The organism is Aeromonas encheleia, from assembly GCF_900637545.1.
Taxonomy (GTDB): Bacteria; Pseudomonadota; Gammaproteobacteria; order Enterobacterales; family Aeromonadaceae; genus Aeromonas; species Aeromonas encheleia.
Genome location: NZ_LR134376.1, coordinates 1,589,458 through 1,602,560 on the forward strand (window position 1 = coordinate 1,589,458; position 13,103 = coordinate 1,602,560).

The following is a 13,103-nucleotide window of genomic DNA, read 5'->3' on the forward strand; positions in this document are numbered from 1 at the left end:
CTATCACAGGGCTGGCTGGTAGGCGGTCTCACCGCCGGTGGCGTCAAAGGTTAAGGTTTGTGGCCGGGGGAGCAGGCTCCCCCCGCCATCACGATTTGCAAAGATTCAAGAGCGGAGCTCGTCATGGCTGAAGTAGTACTCAACAACGTTCGCAAGAACTACGATCCGGCGGTCCACAAGGACACGCTGCGCAACATCAACCTGGCCATCAAGGAAGGGGAGTTCATCGTCTTCGTCGGCCCGTCCGGTTGTGGCAAGTCCACCCTGCTGCGGATGATCGCCGGCCTGGAGGACATCACCAGCGGTGAGCTGACCATAGGCGGCCGCTACATGAACGACGTGCCGCCGGTGGAGCGCAACGTCGGCATGGTGTTCCAGTCCTACGCCCTCTACCCGCACATGAACATCTACGAGAACATGGCCTTCGGCCTCAAGCTCAAGAAGATGGACAAGGAGAACATCCACAAGCGGGTGATGCGCGCCGCCGAGATCCTGGGGCTTGAGCCGCTGCTGGACCGCAAGCCCAAGGCACTCTCCGGCGGCCAGCGTCAGCGGGTGGCCATAGGTCGTTCCATCGTACAACAGCCGCAGGTGTTCCTGTTCGACGAACCCCTGTCGAACCTGGATGCCGCGCTGCGGGTCAAGATGCGTATCGAGATCGCCAAGCTGCACAAGGAGCTCAACTCCACCATCATCTACGTGACCCACGATCAGGTGGAGGCCATGACCCTGGCCAACCGCATCGTGGTACTGAGCCCGCTCAAGGGCGAGGCCGAGACCAACCTGGAGCAGTTTGGCACGCCGCTCGATCTCTACCACAACCCGGACAACAAGTTCGTGGCGGGCTTCATCGGCTCTCCCAAGATGAACTTCCTGGCGGGCGAGCTGCAGGAGATAGGCGAGCAGGAGTGTGTGGTCAGGCTGACCTCAGGCGACACCGTGCGTGCCCGGATCGATGCCCGCAGCGGCGCGGTCGGTGACAAGGTCGAGCTGGGGGTGCGCCCCGAGCATCTGGTGACTCTGGATCACCCCCATGCCCACAGCAAGGTGACCGGCATAGTGCAGGTGGCCGAGCATCTGGGGGCCGAGTCCTTCGTCTATATGGACGTGGATGGCCACGACTTCACCGTCAAGGCGCACTCCGACATCGACGTGGCCACCGGCCAGCAGTACAGCGTCGGCATCCCGGCCGAGGCGTGCTACCTGTTCGATGCCAAGGAGCAGGCCTTCCCGCGCACGGCGAAATATATCCGCGCCTGAGGGCGCTCAGGTTTTCCTTGTATTCAATGCCTTTTTGCCGGTCGTCAGACCGGCTTTTTATTGCCCGGCACTCGGCAAATCCGTGGTGAGCGATGGTCTGGCGCTTTCTGCGTCACGGGCGGCGTCCTCCCGCGGTGGGAGAGGCCAGGGCCAACAGGGTCGTGCTACACTGCCGCCCCGTTTGCCGGCAACAGGAGGAAACATGAAGAGATTGATGGAGATAGCAGGTCGTCAGCTGGCCTATCTGGACGAGGGCCAGGGCCCGGTCCTGTTGTTTGGCCACAGCTATCTGTGGGACAGCGCCATGTGGGCGCCGCAAGTGGCCGCCCTCAAGGGGCAGTACCGCTGCATAGTGCCCGAGCTGTGGGGGCACGGCGACTCCGATGCGCTGCCGGAAGGGCCCTGCTCCCTGGCGACCCTGGCCCGGGATCACCTGGCCCTGCTCGATGCCCTCGGCGTGGATGAGTTCGTGCTGGTAGGGCTCTCCATCGGGGGCATGTGGGGCGTGGAGCTGACCAGGCTGGCGCCGACGCGCCTCAAGGGACTGGTGCTGATGGACAGCTTCGTCGGCTGGGAGCCCCAGATCCCCTGCGAGCGCTATCTCGCCATGCTCGCCGCCATCGAGCAGCTTGGCAGCATACCGGCGCCCATCGTGGAGCAGGTGGCGCCCTTGTTCTTCGCCCATCAACCGGATGCGGCGCTGATGGCGGGCTTCAAGGCACGCCTCGCCAGCTGGCCAGCGGACAAGGTAGCGAGCCTGGTGGCGGTGGGGCGCAGCTTCGTGACCCGTGAGGATCGCATGGAGTGGCTCGAAGAGATCACGGTGCCGAGCCTAGTGATGACCGGCTGTGAGGACAAGGCCCGCCCCGTGCTGGAAGGCTATCTGATGGCCGAGACGCTGGCCTGCCCCTTCAAGGAGATCCCGGCCGCGGGCCATATCTCGACCCTGGAGAACCCCGAGTTCGTCAACCGGGCGCTGGCCGAGTTTCTGGCCAGCCTGTGATGGCGCCCGTCGCTGAGGGATAACAGTAAAAAAGGGAGCCATGGGCTCCCTTTTTGCTGGCCGACGGTGGGGCCTACCAGATGTAACCCACGGCGAAGCCGGCGTAGAGCTCCCCATCGTGCTGGACTATGGGGCTGTTGGCGACGTCTTTGTCATAGAACTCGTAGTTGGCGGCAAACATGCCGATCCAGTGGGGGCTGAAGCGGTAGCTGGTGATGAGGGCGGCCATGGGGGAGAAGGTGGTGCCGGTGTCCCACTCGGGACGCTGGGCCGTGGCCTCATTCCCCGAGACGCCGCCAAAGTAGTAGTTCGCCAGCTTGCTGCTGCGGATCATCACCCCCATGCCGGGCATGATGAGCAGCTTGTCCCGCAGTATGGGGAAGTCGGCCCACAGCAGCAGCTCCTGGCCGTTGCTGGTCCCGGTGACGTCCGTGCTGAGCCGGGTGCTGAGCAGGGCATAGGGGGTGATCAGGCTGGCGCCGACGCCACCCTCCAGCTCCCACTCGCGCTCCTCCATGCCCGCCAGCTCGGGGGCATCGTCGGGGTCCAGGTTGCCAAAGCGCACCCTGCCGTAACCGTAGGCGGCGAAGCTGTCATCCTTGTGGAAGTAGTAGCGGGCCCTGTCCCCGAGGAACATGAACTGCTCGCCAAAGTAGATGAAACCGGGCAGTGCGAGGGCGGTATCGTCCTGGCCCTGATAGCGGGCATTGCCGCCGATGACGGCACCGCCCAGCACCAGCCCCTTGGGCACCGGGCTGGTCGGACTGTCCTGCACGAAGATATCGAGTGAGCCGAGATCGACCTCGGCCCGGGCGACGGGGGAAAGCAACAGCAAGAGGGAACAGGTGGCGGCAAGCTGACGGATTGGTGTCATCGTCTCTCCAAAGCATGGTGAACAGGTCGTATTGGCCACATCCCTGTGGGGCCTGGCCGAGCATGATAGCGTGCTTTCATCAGCGGCCGATACTGGTCATCACCGGCCTCTGAGGGGCTTGCGTCCTCACTATCATAGCTTGCCACCGATCGGCTGCGCGGCAAACCTGAGGAAGATGATTAGGCGACCGGGATGGAGTCGTCCCGCTTGGGCCAGGCATTGAGCACCGCCTTGACCAGGGTCGCGAGTGGAATGGCGAAGAAGATCCCCCAGAAGCCCCACAGGCCGCCGAACACCAGCACGGCGATGATGATGGCGACCGGGTGCAGGTTGACCGCCTCGGAGAACAGCAGGGGCACCAGCAGGTTGCCATCCAGACCCTGTACCACCAGATAGGCCACCATCAGCCAGGCAAAGTCGGGGGTCAGCCCCCACTGGAACAGGGCCACCATGGCGACGGGGATGGTCACCACCGCGACCCCGATGTAGGGGATGAGCGCAGACAGGCCGACCGCCACCGCCAGCAGCACCGAGTAGCGCAGTCCCATCAGGGCGAAGGGGATGTAGGTGGCCACTCCGACGATGAGGATCTCGATCACCTTGCCACGGATATAGTTGATGATCTGATCGTTCATCTCCACCCAGACCCGGTTGACCAGGGTGCGGTTGCGCGGCAGGAAGCGGCGCAGGCTGCCCATCAGCACCTGCTTGTCCTTGAGCATGAAGAACACCATCAGCGGCACCAGGATGACGTAGATCAGGATGGCGACCACGTTGACCAGCGAACTCAGGGAGGCGCTCACCAGCTGTTCGCCGCCGGTCAGGATGCGTTGGCGGATGTTGTCGATCAGGGTCTCGACCAGGCTGATGTCGACGACGTCAGGGTATTTATCCGGCAGCCCACGCACATAGTCCTGGGCGTGGGCCAGCATGGCGGGCGCCTCCTTGGCCAGGTTGATGCCCTGGCTCACCAGGGTCGGGATCAACCCCAGCAGGGCCATGGTGGTCAGCGCGACGAACAGCAACAGCACCAGGCTGGTGGCCAGGGTGCGGGAGAGCCCGGCCCGTTGCAGCCGGATCACCGGCCACTCCAGCAGATAGGCCATCACCAGCGCCACCAGCAGCGGCGCCAGCAGATCGCCGAACAGCCAGAGCACGGCGAAGCAGAACACCAGCAGCAGGAACAGGGTGACGGCAGCCGGATCGGAAAAACGGGTCTGATACCAGCGCTTCAAGACTTCTAACATCGGAGCTTCCTTACATTACTGGGATCATGACGACGGCATGACCCCGACGACTAGCTGCAAAGAGAGGCAGGCTTCGGACTCCTGCAGTTGCAGAACCTGATGGCCCTGGCGACGCAGCCAGGCCGGTATGTCCTGTCTTGAGCCGGGATCTCCCAGCAGGATGTGCAGGGATTGGCCGGGTTGGGCGCGGCGCAGCCAGAGCTTGAGCCGGATGAGGGGCTCGGGACAACGCCAGGGGGTCAGGTCGAGCTGTTCCCATTGCTGTTCCATATTAAGGGGAGGCTCCATCGCGCGCAGTGGCCGCCATTATGGCCGTGATACCAGTATGAAACAACGCTTGTGAGCCTTGATAGGCAAGGGTATTCTGCCAGAGCCCTTTCCGATGGAGATAGAGATAACGTGGCCCGTTTTTCCCCCTTGATGGCATCGCTTCCCATGCTGGTTTCCCTGATGGGGGCCACCTTCCATGCCCAGGCGAGCAACCAGCTGCCCGACATCGGTACCGCCGGGGTCGCAGCCCTGCCCATCGAGCAGGAAGTGCGCTATGGCAATGCCTTCATGCGTTTCGCCAGGGCGGGTCTGCCCATCATCGACGATCCCGTGCTGAGCGAGTACATCGATGATCTCGGTCAGCGCCTGCTCACCAACGCCGATGGGGTGCGTTTCCCGTTTACCTTCTTCCTCATCAACGATCCCAGCATCAACGCGGCCGCCTTCCTGGGGGGCCGGGTCAAGGTGCACACCGGGCTGTTCCTCTACGCCGACAGCGAGAGCGAGCTCGCCTCGGTGCTGGCCCACGAAATCACCCACGTGACCCAGCGCCACATCGCCCGTTACATGGAGGCGCAGGCCAGCAGCTCGGCCATGACCCTGGCCGGTCTGGTGGGTTCCATCGCGCTCGCGGTGATCAACCCCACCGCCGGTATCGCCGCCCTGCAGGCGACGCTCGGGCTGTCGATGCAGTCGGCCATCAACTACACCCGCGACAACGAATACGAAGCGGACCGGATCGGCATGAAGACCCTGTATGACGCCGGTTTCGATCCCATGGGCATGGCCACCTTCTTCCAGAAGCTGGCGGCCGAGTACCGCTACGCCAGCAAGCCGCCTGAGATGCTGCTCACTCACCCGTTGCCCGAGACCCGGATCAGCGAGGCCCGCTCCCGCGCCAGCAGCTATGGGCTACGGACCCTGCCGCCCAGCCTCGATTTCTGGCTGGCCAAGGTGCGCATCCAGGTGCGCTATGGCACCGAGAGCCCGCAGGGGCTGCTCACCTACTTCGACAGCCGGTTGCAGAAGGGGGATTATCCCCTCAAGGATGCCGCCCTCTACGGCAAGGCGCTGGTGCTGCTGCAGCTCAAGCGCACCGACGAGGCCGATGCCCTGATGCAGCAGCTGGCGGCGCGCCATCCCGAAGACCTGTTCATGGTGGATGCCCTGACCGACATCGATCTCGCCAAGGGGCGCAGTGCCCAGGCCATCGCCCGGCTGGAGCGGTTCCGCACCCGCATGCCGGACAACGAGGTGGTGGTGGTCAACCTCGGCAACGCCTATCTGGAGGCGGGGAACTACAAGAAGTCTATCGCCATCCTGGATCCCTACGCCCGGGAGCACGAGGAGAACAGCCTGGCCTGGAGCCTGCTGTCCGATGCCTATCGCAAGGCCGGACGGATGACGGATTTGCACATGGCCAGGGCGGAGACGCTCTCCCTGCGTGGGGATTATCAGGCCGCCATCGACGAGCTGATCGTGGCCCGTGGCACCACCAGCGACAAGCTGACCCTGGCCCGCATCGAGGCCCGTATCACCCAGCTGGAGCGGGCGAAGAAGGATCTGGACAGCCTGAAGGGCTGATAGGCCAGAGGATCGGACAATGAAACGGGGTGTGCCTGCGAGGGTGCGCCCCGTTCTCTTTCTGGTCAGCCCTGTGCCCCCCGACATGCCCTCGACGAGACAAGCGCCGAGCCGCTATTGGCCTCTCGCCGCCCAGGCGCTGAGGGCGGCGAGCTTGGCTTCGTCGAGCTCCCCCTGCAGGGTCTCTTGCAACCGTCCTTCTTCATCGAGCAGATAGCTGGTGGGCAGCGCGCTTGGACGGGGGAAGGGCAGGCTGGCCTCATCGAGGGGGATCATCAGGGGCACGGCAATCCGGTAGCGTTGGGCCAGCTCGGTCAGCTCGGCGGGGGAGGCCGGATCATAGTTGATGGCGATGACCCTGATCCTGCCCTCCCGCTGCAGCGCCGCGAGCAGCGGCATCTCCCGCAGGCAGGGGGCGCACCAGGGGGCGAAGTAGTTGACCAGCAGCGGCTTGTCGGCGAATTCGGCCAGCGCAACCTGCTTGCCGGCGGCATCGGTGAAGCCGGGGGGCGGCGAACAGGCCCCCAGCAGAGTGGCCACAAACAGCCAACAAATTCGTTTCATTTTCAGTCCCCTTGCGCTTACCCTGTGCATCCGTTTCCCCTACAATAGCGCCGTTTCTTGTCCCATCTTGCGTTCAATCAGGGAGTTACCATGAGCGAGACCCAAATTTACCACAACCCGCGCTGCTCCAAGAGCCGTGAAACCCTGGCCCTGCTGGAGCAGCACGGGATCGCCCCTGAGGTGGTGCTCTATCTGGAACAGGCGCCGAGCGAGGCACAAATTCGGACCCTGCTGGCGCAGCTCGGGTTCGAGGATCCCCGCCAGCTGATGCGTACCAAGGAGGATCTCTATCGGGAGTTGGAACTGGCCGCCCAGAGCGGCGATGCCCTCATTAGCGCCATGCACCAGCACCCCAAGCTCATCGAGCGCCCCATCGTCATCCGCGATGGCAAGGCCCGCATCGGTCGCCCGCCGGAGCAGGTGCTGGAGATCCTCAAGTGACCACTCGCTTCGCCCGCCTGCTGACCCTGGTCGGCTTCTTCGGCCTGCTGGCCTGGGTCATCCTGTGGCATCTGTGGCTCTCGCCCCACCCTGGGCTCAACCCCTGGCTACTGCCGGTTATCTGGACCGTGCCGCTGCTGTTCCCGCTCAAGGGCATAGCGCAAGGTAACCCTTATACCCATGCCTGGGGCAACTTCGTGCTGATGCCCTATTTCCTCCATGCCCTGACCCTGATCACCACGGACGAGGGGGAGCGCGCGCTGGCGGTGGTGGAGTTGGTGTTCACTACGCTCGCCTTCGTCGGCACCATCTACTACGCCCGCCTGCGCGGTCGTGAGCTGGGCCTCAGCATTCGCAAGAAGAAGGATCAGGCCGAATAGGCCAGCTTCAGCCCTGACAAGACGCCCCGCATGGGGCGTTTTTTTATGCCGGCGCGCCGTGGCGACGGGCCGTCAGCTGATGCTCGCTGAACAGGATCAGCTCGGGGTAGAAGCGCAGGAAGCCCTGCTCGCAGGCTCGCCACTTGGCCTCATCCAGGGTGCTGAGCGCCTCCCCCAGTGGCAGCGGGCGGCGCAGCCGGTGGCCTATGCCGTTGAGGGCACGGGTCAGCCCCTCTTTGCTGTGGTAAGAAGCGATCCAGTTCTGCTTCGCCATCCGTCGCAGGGGCAGGGGCAGGCCGTCCGGCAGCAGGACGTGATCCGCCAGCAGTTGGCCATAACTCTCGCTCAGGAAGCGGGGCAGGGGCTCTGCGGTAAATTGCGGCCAGTGCAGGCAGAGCCAGTGGTCGTAGAGCATGTCGACCAGGATGCCGCCAAAGCGGCGCCAGGGTGCCTCGAAGCAGCCGACGGCGGCCCTGTGTTCGGGATGCGCGTCGGTGAAGGCATCTATCTTGCGATGCAGCCAGATCCCCTCGTCAAAGGCGGGGCCCAGGGTGCTCGGCAGCGGTCCCTTGACGAAGTCCCCCAGCAGATTGCCGGTGAGGGAGCTGTGGGTGTGGGCGGCCAGATGCAGGTGAGCCAGATAGTTCATGGGGGCGGGCGTTGACCGTGGCTGAGGGTGACTGTGGCTGAGCCTAGCGGATCTGCCGGCCCTTGCCTATGGCATAGAGCTGGCAGATCCGCCGGCGCAGGGAGGGGCCGTGGCCGGCCCGGCTCAGATGGCGAGGAAGGCCAGTATCAGGATGGGGCCGAGCAGGCTCAGGATGAAGCCGGAGACGATGGCCACCGGCACGACCTGGATGCCGCCGGACTTCTGGATCACCGGCAGGGTGAAGTCCAGCGCGGTGGCGCCGCCATAGCCGATGGCGGCGGAGGGGTGACGGCGCATCAGCATGGGAATGATGAGGATGGCGATGAGTTCACGCCCCAGATCGTTGATGAAGGCGGCGGAGCCGAGCACAGGGCCCAGCTTGTCGGCCACCAGAATGCCCGACAGCGAATACCAGCCGAAGCTGGAGGCCAGCGCCAGGGCATGGCTGAACGGCATGTCGAGCAACTGGGCCGCCAGCAGGCTGCCGAGCCAGCTGCTGAGGATGACGGTGGCGGCTATCTTCATGCCCCAGGGGTTGAGCAGGATCTGGCGCAGCCGCATGCCGGAGTTGCGCATCTGGATGCCGATGAGCAGCAGCAACAGCATCAGTGCCCACTCGCTCCACTTGTCGATGGGCAGGGCGCGCAGATCGACCAGCAGGCCGAGGCCGACCCCAGCCAGCACCACGAAGCAGAGCTGGAGGGACTCCCACAACAGATGCAGCTTGCTCGGCATCCTGGCATCGGGTGCCTCATGGGTCGGCGGGCTGCGCTTGTCCAGCCACCAGAGCGCCAGCAAATTGCAGGCGGTGATGGCGGCCAGCATTACCCCGGCCACCTTGAAGATCACCGCCAGGTTGCTGCCGAGGTTCTCCACATAGGCCAGCCCCAGCCCCATCAGAAACAGGATGAGGTAGACCATCTTGCCGAGGGACTGATTGATCAGCTTGATGAGCCGGGTGGAGGAGAGGGGGACAAGATAGCCAATCACCAGCGGCAGCAGGATCAGCAACACATTCAGCAACATTGGGGCCTCGGTCACAAAGCTGGGAAAACGACACATTACCACTACTTATTGGCCAAGAGTCATATATCCATGAGTTTGTATGTTTCATTCGGCCCTTTTTTTATCGGATTGTTACCTTTTCATTGCGAAGCCCCCTTCCCGAAGTGCCCTGGCCTCGGGTCGTCATCGCCAATGAAATCAATTCCATTTCGAAAAAAGTGCGTTTTGTTCGACTGAACAGGGATGAATAAAGTGACTCTGAACGGCTTCTGACTGAAATGGCTGAATCTTCTTGCCACTGGTGCGTTCCGGGTATAAAAAGGCGGTATCTCAGAGGTGGCGCAAAGCGGATTTTATGCAGACAAAGTGCTGAAAAATACCGTCAAGGCCAATAAAAATACAGATAAACCACTAAATACCTCGGTTCTGTATTGTTTTTTAACTACCTGAATGATATTTTCGCTGAAGGTTGCCATCGGTTAACTTTTTGTTAAATTTGCGATGGTGGAGTCGCGCCGTAGCGGCGTCTAGGGACAGACAAGGTTGTAATGGATGAGCGACGTTGCCGCACTGGAAGTTCGTGAACTGCACAAATATTTTGGCACCCACGAAGTGCTCAAGGGCATCGACATGACGGCCCACAAGGGGGACGTGATCTCCCTGATCGGCTCCTCCGGCTCGGGGAAGTCGACCTTTCTGCGCTGTATCAATCTGCTGGAAACTCCCTCTTCCGGCACCGTATCACTCCATGGTGAGCTGATTCGCATGAAAGCCAACCGGGCCGGCGAACGGCTACCGGAGGACATGCGGCAGGTCGAGCGTATTCGCAGCCGGCTGGCCATGGTGTTTCAAAGCTTCAATCTCTGGTCGCACATGACCATCATGCAGAACATCATCGAGGTGCCTATCCAGGTGCTGAAGGTGCCCCGTGCCGAGGCCATCGCCAAGGCGGAGCAACTGCTCAACCGGGTCGGCCTGTGGGAGCGGCGTGACTATTATCCCGGTCACCTCTCCGGCGGCCAGCAGCAGCGTGCGGCCATCGCCCGCGCCCTGGCGGTGGAGCCCGAGGTGATGCTGTTTGACGAGCCCACCTCGGCGCTGGATCCCGAACTGGTGGGAGAGGTGCTCGGGCTGATGCGTGAGCTGGCCGAAGAGGGGCGCACCATGCTGGTGGTCACTCACGAGATGTCGTTTGCCCGCGACGTGTCGAACAAGGTGATGTTCCTGCACCAGGGCAAGGTGGAGGAGGAGGGCAATCCCAAGGAGATCTTCGCCCATCCCAAGTCGGAACGATTCAAGCAATTCATCTCCTCCATCTATTGATGGGCGGGATTTCAATATTCAACAATCTTCGTTTTCAACGATCGACGTGTTTATCAAGGAGAGATACATGAACAAGCTGATGCTGGCGACCGCCGTGGTGACTGCTCTGTGTTCCGGCAGCCTGATGGCCAAGGAGTGGAAAGAGGTGCGGATCGGGGTGGAAGGGGCCTATCCTCCCTTCTCCTGGACCGAGCCAAGTGGCGAGGTGAAAGGTTTCGACATCGACATCGCCAACGCCCTGTGTGAAGAGATGAAGGTGAAGTGTACCCTGATCAAGCAGGACTGGGACGGTATCATCCCGGCGCTGCTGTCACGCAAGTATGACGCCATCATCGCCACCATGGACATCACCGAAGAGCGCAAGAAGAAGGTGGACTTCACCCAGAAGTACCAGCACATTCCGGCCCGTTTCGCCGCCAAGAAAGGCACCGAAGTGCAGCTCGACAAGGCCTTCATGGACGGCAAGACAGTCGCCGTACAGCGCGCCACCTCCATGGACACCTACATCACCGACAACTTCCCCAACGCCACCATCAAGCGCTACGGCACCGCAGACGAGGCCTATCTCGATCTGAAATCCGGCCGGGTTGACTATGTGATGGCCGACTCCGCCGCCATCAGCGACGGTCTGCTGAAGAAGGAAGGGGGCGATGCCTTCGAGTTCGTCGGCCCGAAACTGACCGATCCCAAGTGGTTTGGCGAGGGTGCCGGCATCGCGGTACGCAAGGCGGACAAGGATCTGAAGGATAAATTCAATGCCGCCATCCTGGCCCTGCGCGCCAACGGCAAGTACAAGGCGATCAACGACAAGTACTTCGACTTCGACGTCTACGGCGAGTAAGAACGCCGTCTACGACGGATCAGGATGAGACGCTCACGGCGAGTCATCCAGACAGCTTGATCCCCGTCTGTAGTCTTCGGGCCCGTGGCCTCCCCAGGGGAGTTTACGGGCCCGCTCAGTTGCAATGGAGCTGCATGTGGTCGATTTGAAAGGATATGGAGCCTCTGCTTGGGAAGGGCGAGCCCACTCAATTAGTTGCGATGGAGCTGCATATGTTTGATTTGAAAGGATATGAAACCTCCCTGCTGGAGGGCGCCTGGGTCACGCTGGAGGTGGGGCTGGCCTCACTGCTGCTGGCCCTGCTGCTCGGCATGCTGGGGGCGCTGGCCAAGCTCTCACCCTACAAGTGGGCGCGCGGCATCGCCACCGGCTACACCACCGTCATTCGCGGCATCCCCGATCTGGTGCTGATGATGCTGCTGTTCTTTGGCGGCCAGGTGCTGATCAACAACCTCTGTACCTGGGTCAACGAGACCTACAATAACTGGCTGCTTGAGAGCAATCCGAACCAGGAGTGGGTCTCCCTGCTGCCCGATTACATCGACATCAGCCCCTTCGCGGCCGGGGTGGCCACAATCGGCTTCATCTTCGGCGCCTACATGACTGAGACCTTCCGCGGCGCCATCCTGGCGGTGGACAAGGGCGAACTGGAGGCGGCCCGTGCCTTTGGCATGCGCGCTAGCCAGGTGTTTGTGCGGATCCTGTTCCCCCAGATGATGCGCCACGCCCTGCCGGGCTTTGGCAACAACTGGCTGGTGCTGCTCAAGACCACGGCGCTGGTCTCCATCATCGGGCTCGATGACATGGTGCGCAAGGCGTCCCTGGCGGCGGGCTCGACCCAGCAGCCATTCACCTTCTACATGGCGGTGGCCCTGATCTTCCTGATCTTCACTGCGGTCTCCACCTCGGCGCTCAAGTGGGCCGAGCGTCACTATGCGATAAAGACGAGGTAAGCCATGGATTTCTCAATCATTCTCGATGAGTGGCCCACCTACTGGCAGGGCCTATACACCACCATACTGCTAGTGGCGGCGTCCCTCGCGTTGGGTCTGGCGCTGGCGGTGCCCATGGGCATCTTGCGCAACAGTCACAACTGGCTGATCAAGGGGCCGATCTGGGCCTATATCTACTTCTTCCGCGGTACCCCGCTGCTGGTGCAGCTGTTCATCATCTACTACGGCGCCGCCCAGTGGGAGTGGCTGAAGAACAGCGTCGCCTGGGAGCTGTTCTCCGAGGCCTGGTTCTGTGCCCTGCTGGCGTTCACCCTCAACACCGGTGCCTACACCGCCGAGATAGTGCGCGGCGCCGTGCTCAACATGCCCAAGGGGCAGATCGAGGCGGCCAACGCCTTCGGCATGACCCGCTGGCAGACCCTCACCCGCATCATATTGCCGAACTCGTTCCGCCGTGCGCTGCCCGCCTATAGCAACGAGGTGATCTTCATGCTGCAGGGCTCGGCGGTGGCGGGCATCATCACCATCGTCGACCTGACCGGCGCCGCGCGGATCATCAACTCCCGCTACTACAGTCCGTTCGAGGCGTTCCTGACCGCCGGCCTGCTCTACATGTTGCTGACCTTCGTCATCGTCTGGCTGTTCAAGAAGTGGGAGACCCGCTGGCACGCCCACCTGCGCCCCCGCTCCGTGTAACGACAATAAAAAA

At 62.5% G+C, this 13,103-nt stretch carries 15 protein-coding genes; 9 read left to right on the forward strand and 6 right to left on the reverse strand.

Going from position 1 to position 13,103, the window contains the following annotated elements; translation table 11 throughout:
- The first annotated feature begins 123 nt into the window (after positions 1-123).
- Positions 124-1,260, forward strand: a complete 1,137-nt coding sequence (locus EL255_RS07590) for an ABC transporter ATP-binding protein (protein WP_042651484.1) — start codon at positions 124-126, stop codon at positions 1,258-1,260.
- A 202-nt stretch (positions 1,261-1,462) separates the two neighbouring features.
- Entirely contained in the window at positions 1,463-2,263 is an 801-nt protein-coding gene (locus EL255_RS07595) for an alpha/beta fold hydrolase (protein ID WP_042651485.1), read from the forward strand.
- A gap of 73 nt (positions 2,264-2,336) precedes the next feature.
- Here the strand turns inward: EL255_RS07595 and EL255_RS07600 are convergent, their stop codons facing one another.
- From EL255_RS07600 to EL255_RS07610, 3 genes are all read right to left on the reverse strand, one after another.
- Entirely contained in the window at positions 2,337-3,137 is an 801-nt protein-coding gene (locus tag EL255_RS07600; protein WP_042651486.1) for a MipA/OmpV family protein, read from the reverse strand.
- A gap of 179 nt (positions 3,138-3,316) precedes the next feature.
- Positions 3,317-4,384: an AI-2E family transporter gene (locus EL255_RS07605; protein ID WP_042651487.1), complete on the reverse strand. Its 1,068-nt coding sequence runs from the start codon at positions 4,382-4,384 to the stop codon at positions 3,317-3,319.
- 24 nt (positions 4,385-4,408) lie between these two features.
- Positions 4,409-4,654, reverse strand: a complete 246-nt coding sequence (locus tag EL255_RS07610; RefSeq protein WP_042651488.1) for a sulfurtransferase TusA family protein — start codon at positions 4,652-4,654, stop codon at positions 4,409-4,411.
- 129 nt (positions 4,655-4,783) lie between these two features.
- Here EL255_RS07610 and bepA point away from each other — a divergent pair, with 129 nt between their 5' ends.
- Positions 4,784-6,238: a beta-barrel assembly-enhancing protease gene (gene bepA, locus EL255_RS07615; RefSeq protein ID WP_371317017.1), complete on the forward strand. Its 1,455-nt coding sequence runs from the start codon at positions 4,784-4,786 to the stop codon at positions 6,236-6,238.
- A gap of 114 nt (positions 6,239-6,352) precedes the next feature.
- Here bepA and EL255_RS07620 read toward each other — a convergent pair whose 3' ends face one another.
- Positions 6,353-6,832 (reverse strand): TlpA family protein disulfide reductase, encoded by a 480-nt coding sequence (locus tag EL255_RS07620; RefSeq protein ID WP_042651490.1) that lies wholly within the window; start codon positions 6,830-6,832, stop codon positions 6,353-6,355.
- Between the two features lie 60 nt (positions 6,833-6,892).
- Between EL255_RS07620 and arsC the strand changes: the two genes are divergently transcribed.
- Both arsC and EL255_RS07630 read left to right on the forward strand, forming a co-directional pair.
- Entirely contained in the window at positions 6,893-7,243 is a 351-nt protein-coding gene (arsC, locus tag EL255_RS07625) for an arsenate reductase (glutaredoxin) (RefSeq protein ID WP_042651491.1), read from the forward strand.
- Positions 7,240-7,623: a DUF2069 domain-containing protein gene (locus tag EL255_RS07630; protein WP_042651492.1), complete on the forward strand. Its 384-nt coding sequence runs from the start codon at positions 7,240-7,242 to the stop codon at positions 7,621-7,623. The genes arsC and EL255_RS07630 overlap by 4 nt, the downstream gene beginning before the upstream one ends.
- A gap of 43 nt (positions 7,624-7,666) precedes the next feature.
- Here EL255_RS07630 and EL255_RS07635 read toward each other — a convergent pair whose 3' ends face one another.
- Together EL255_RS07635 and EL255_RS07640 are read right to left on the reverse strand one after the other, a co-directional pair.
- A complete protein-coding gene (locus EL255_RS07635; RefSeq protein WP_042651493.1) occupies positions 7,667-8,272 on the reverse strand; it encodes an acyl carrier protein phosphodiesterase in 606 nt (201 codons plus the stop codon).
- Between the two features lie 123 nt (positions 8,273-8,395).
- Complete coding sequence (locus EL255_RS07640) at positions 8,396-9,298, reverse strand: LysO family transporter (protein WP_042651521.1); 903 nt, start codon at positions 9,296-9,298, stop codon at positions 8,396-8,398.
- 531 nt (positions 9,299-9,829) lie between these two features.
- Here EL255_RS07640 and EL255_RS07645 point away from each other — a divergent pair.
- From EL255_RS07645 to EL255_RS07660, 4 genes are all read left to right on the forward strand, one after another.
- A complete protein-coding gene (locus EL255_RS07645) occupies positions 9,830-10,600 on the forward strand; it encodes an ABC transporter ATP-binding protein (RefSeq protein ID WP_042651494.1) in 771 nt (256 codons plus the stop codon).
- A 67-nt stretch (positions 10,601-10,667) separates the two neighbouring features.
- Entirely contained in the window at positions 10,668-11,441 is a 774-nt protein-coding gene (locus tag EL255_RS07650; protein ID WP_042651495.1) for an ABC transporter substrate-binding protein, read from the forward strand.
- A gap of 212 nt (positions 11,442-11,653) precedes the next feature.
- Positions 11,654-12,394 carry an ABC transporter permease gene (locus tag EL255_RS07655; protein WP_042651496.1) on the forward strand — a complete coding sequence of 247 codons (741 nt, stop codon included), beginning with the start codon at positions 11,654-11,656 and terminating at the stop codon, positions 12,392-12,394.
- Between the two features lie 3 nt (positions 12,395-12,397).
- Positions 12,398-13,090, forward strand: a complete 693-nt coding sequence (locus EL255_RS07660) for an ABC transporter permease (RefSeq protein WP_042651497.1) — start codon at positions 12,398-12,400, stop codon at positions 13,088-13,090.
- The last annotated feature ends 13 nt before the right edge of the window (positions 13,091-13,103 follow it).

Coding starts and splice junctions, on each gene's coding strand:
- EL255_RS07645 (WP_042651494.1), top strand. CDS start 9,830: ATGAGCGACGTTGCCGCACTGGAAGTTCGTGAACTGCACAAATATTTT.
- EL255_RS07640 (WP_042651521.1), bottom strand. CDS start 9,298: ATGTTGCTGAATGTGTTGCTGATCCTGCTGCCGCTGGTGATTGGCTAT.
- EL255_RS07605 (WP_042651487.1), bottom strand. CDS start 4,384: ATGTTAGAAGTCTTGAAGCGCTGGTATCAGACCCGTTTTTCCGATCCG.
- EL255_RS07650 (WP_042651495.1), top strand. CDS start 10,668: ATGAACAAGCTGATGCTGGCGACCGCCGTGGTGACTGCTCTGTGTTCC.
- EL255_RS07595 (WP_042651485.1), top strand. CDS start 1,463: ATGAAGAGATTGATGGAGATAGCAGGTCGTCAGCTGGCCTATCTGGAC.
- EL255_RS07620 (WP_042651490.1), bottom strand. CDS start 6,832: ATGCACAGGGTAAGCGCAAGGGGACTGAAAATGAAACGAATTTGTTGG.
- EL255_RS07660 (WP_042651497.1), top strand. CDS start 12,398: ATGGATTTCTCAATCATTCTCGATGAGTGGCCCACCTACTGGCAGGGC.
- EL255_RS07655 (WP_042651496.1), top strand. CDS start 11,654: ATGTTTGATTTGAAAGGATATGAAACCTCCCTGCTGGAGGGCGCCTGG.
- EL255_RS07635 (WP_042651493.1), bottom strand. CDS start 8,272: ATGAACTATCTGGCTCACCTGCATCTGGCCGCCCACACCCACAGCTCC.
- EL255_RS07610 (WP_042651488.1), bottom strand. CDS start 4,654: ATGGAACAGCAATGGGAACAGCTCGACCTGACCCCCTGGCGTTGTCCC.
- EL255_RS07590 (WP_042651484.1), top strand. CDS start 124: ATGGCTGAAGTAGTACTCAACAACGTTCGCAAGAACTACGATCCGGCG.
- arsC (WP_042651491.1), top strand. CDS start 6,893: ATGAGCGAGACCCAAATTTACCACAACCCGCGCTGCTCCAAGAGCCGT.
- EL255_RS07600 (WP_042651486.1), bottom strand. CDS start 3,137: ATGACACCAATCCGTCAGCTTGCCGCCACCTGTTCCCTCTTGCTGTTG.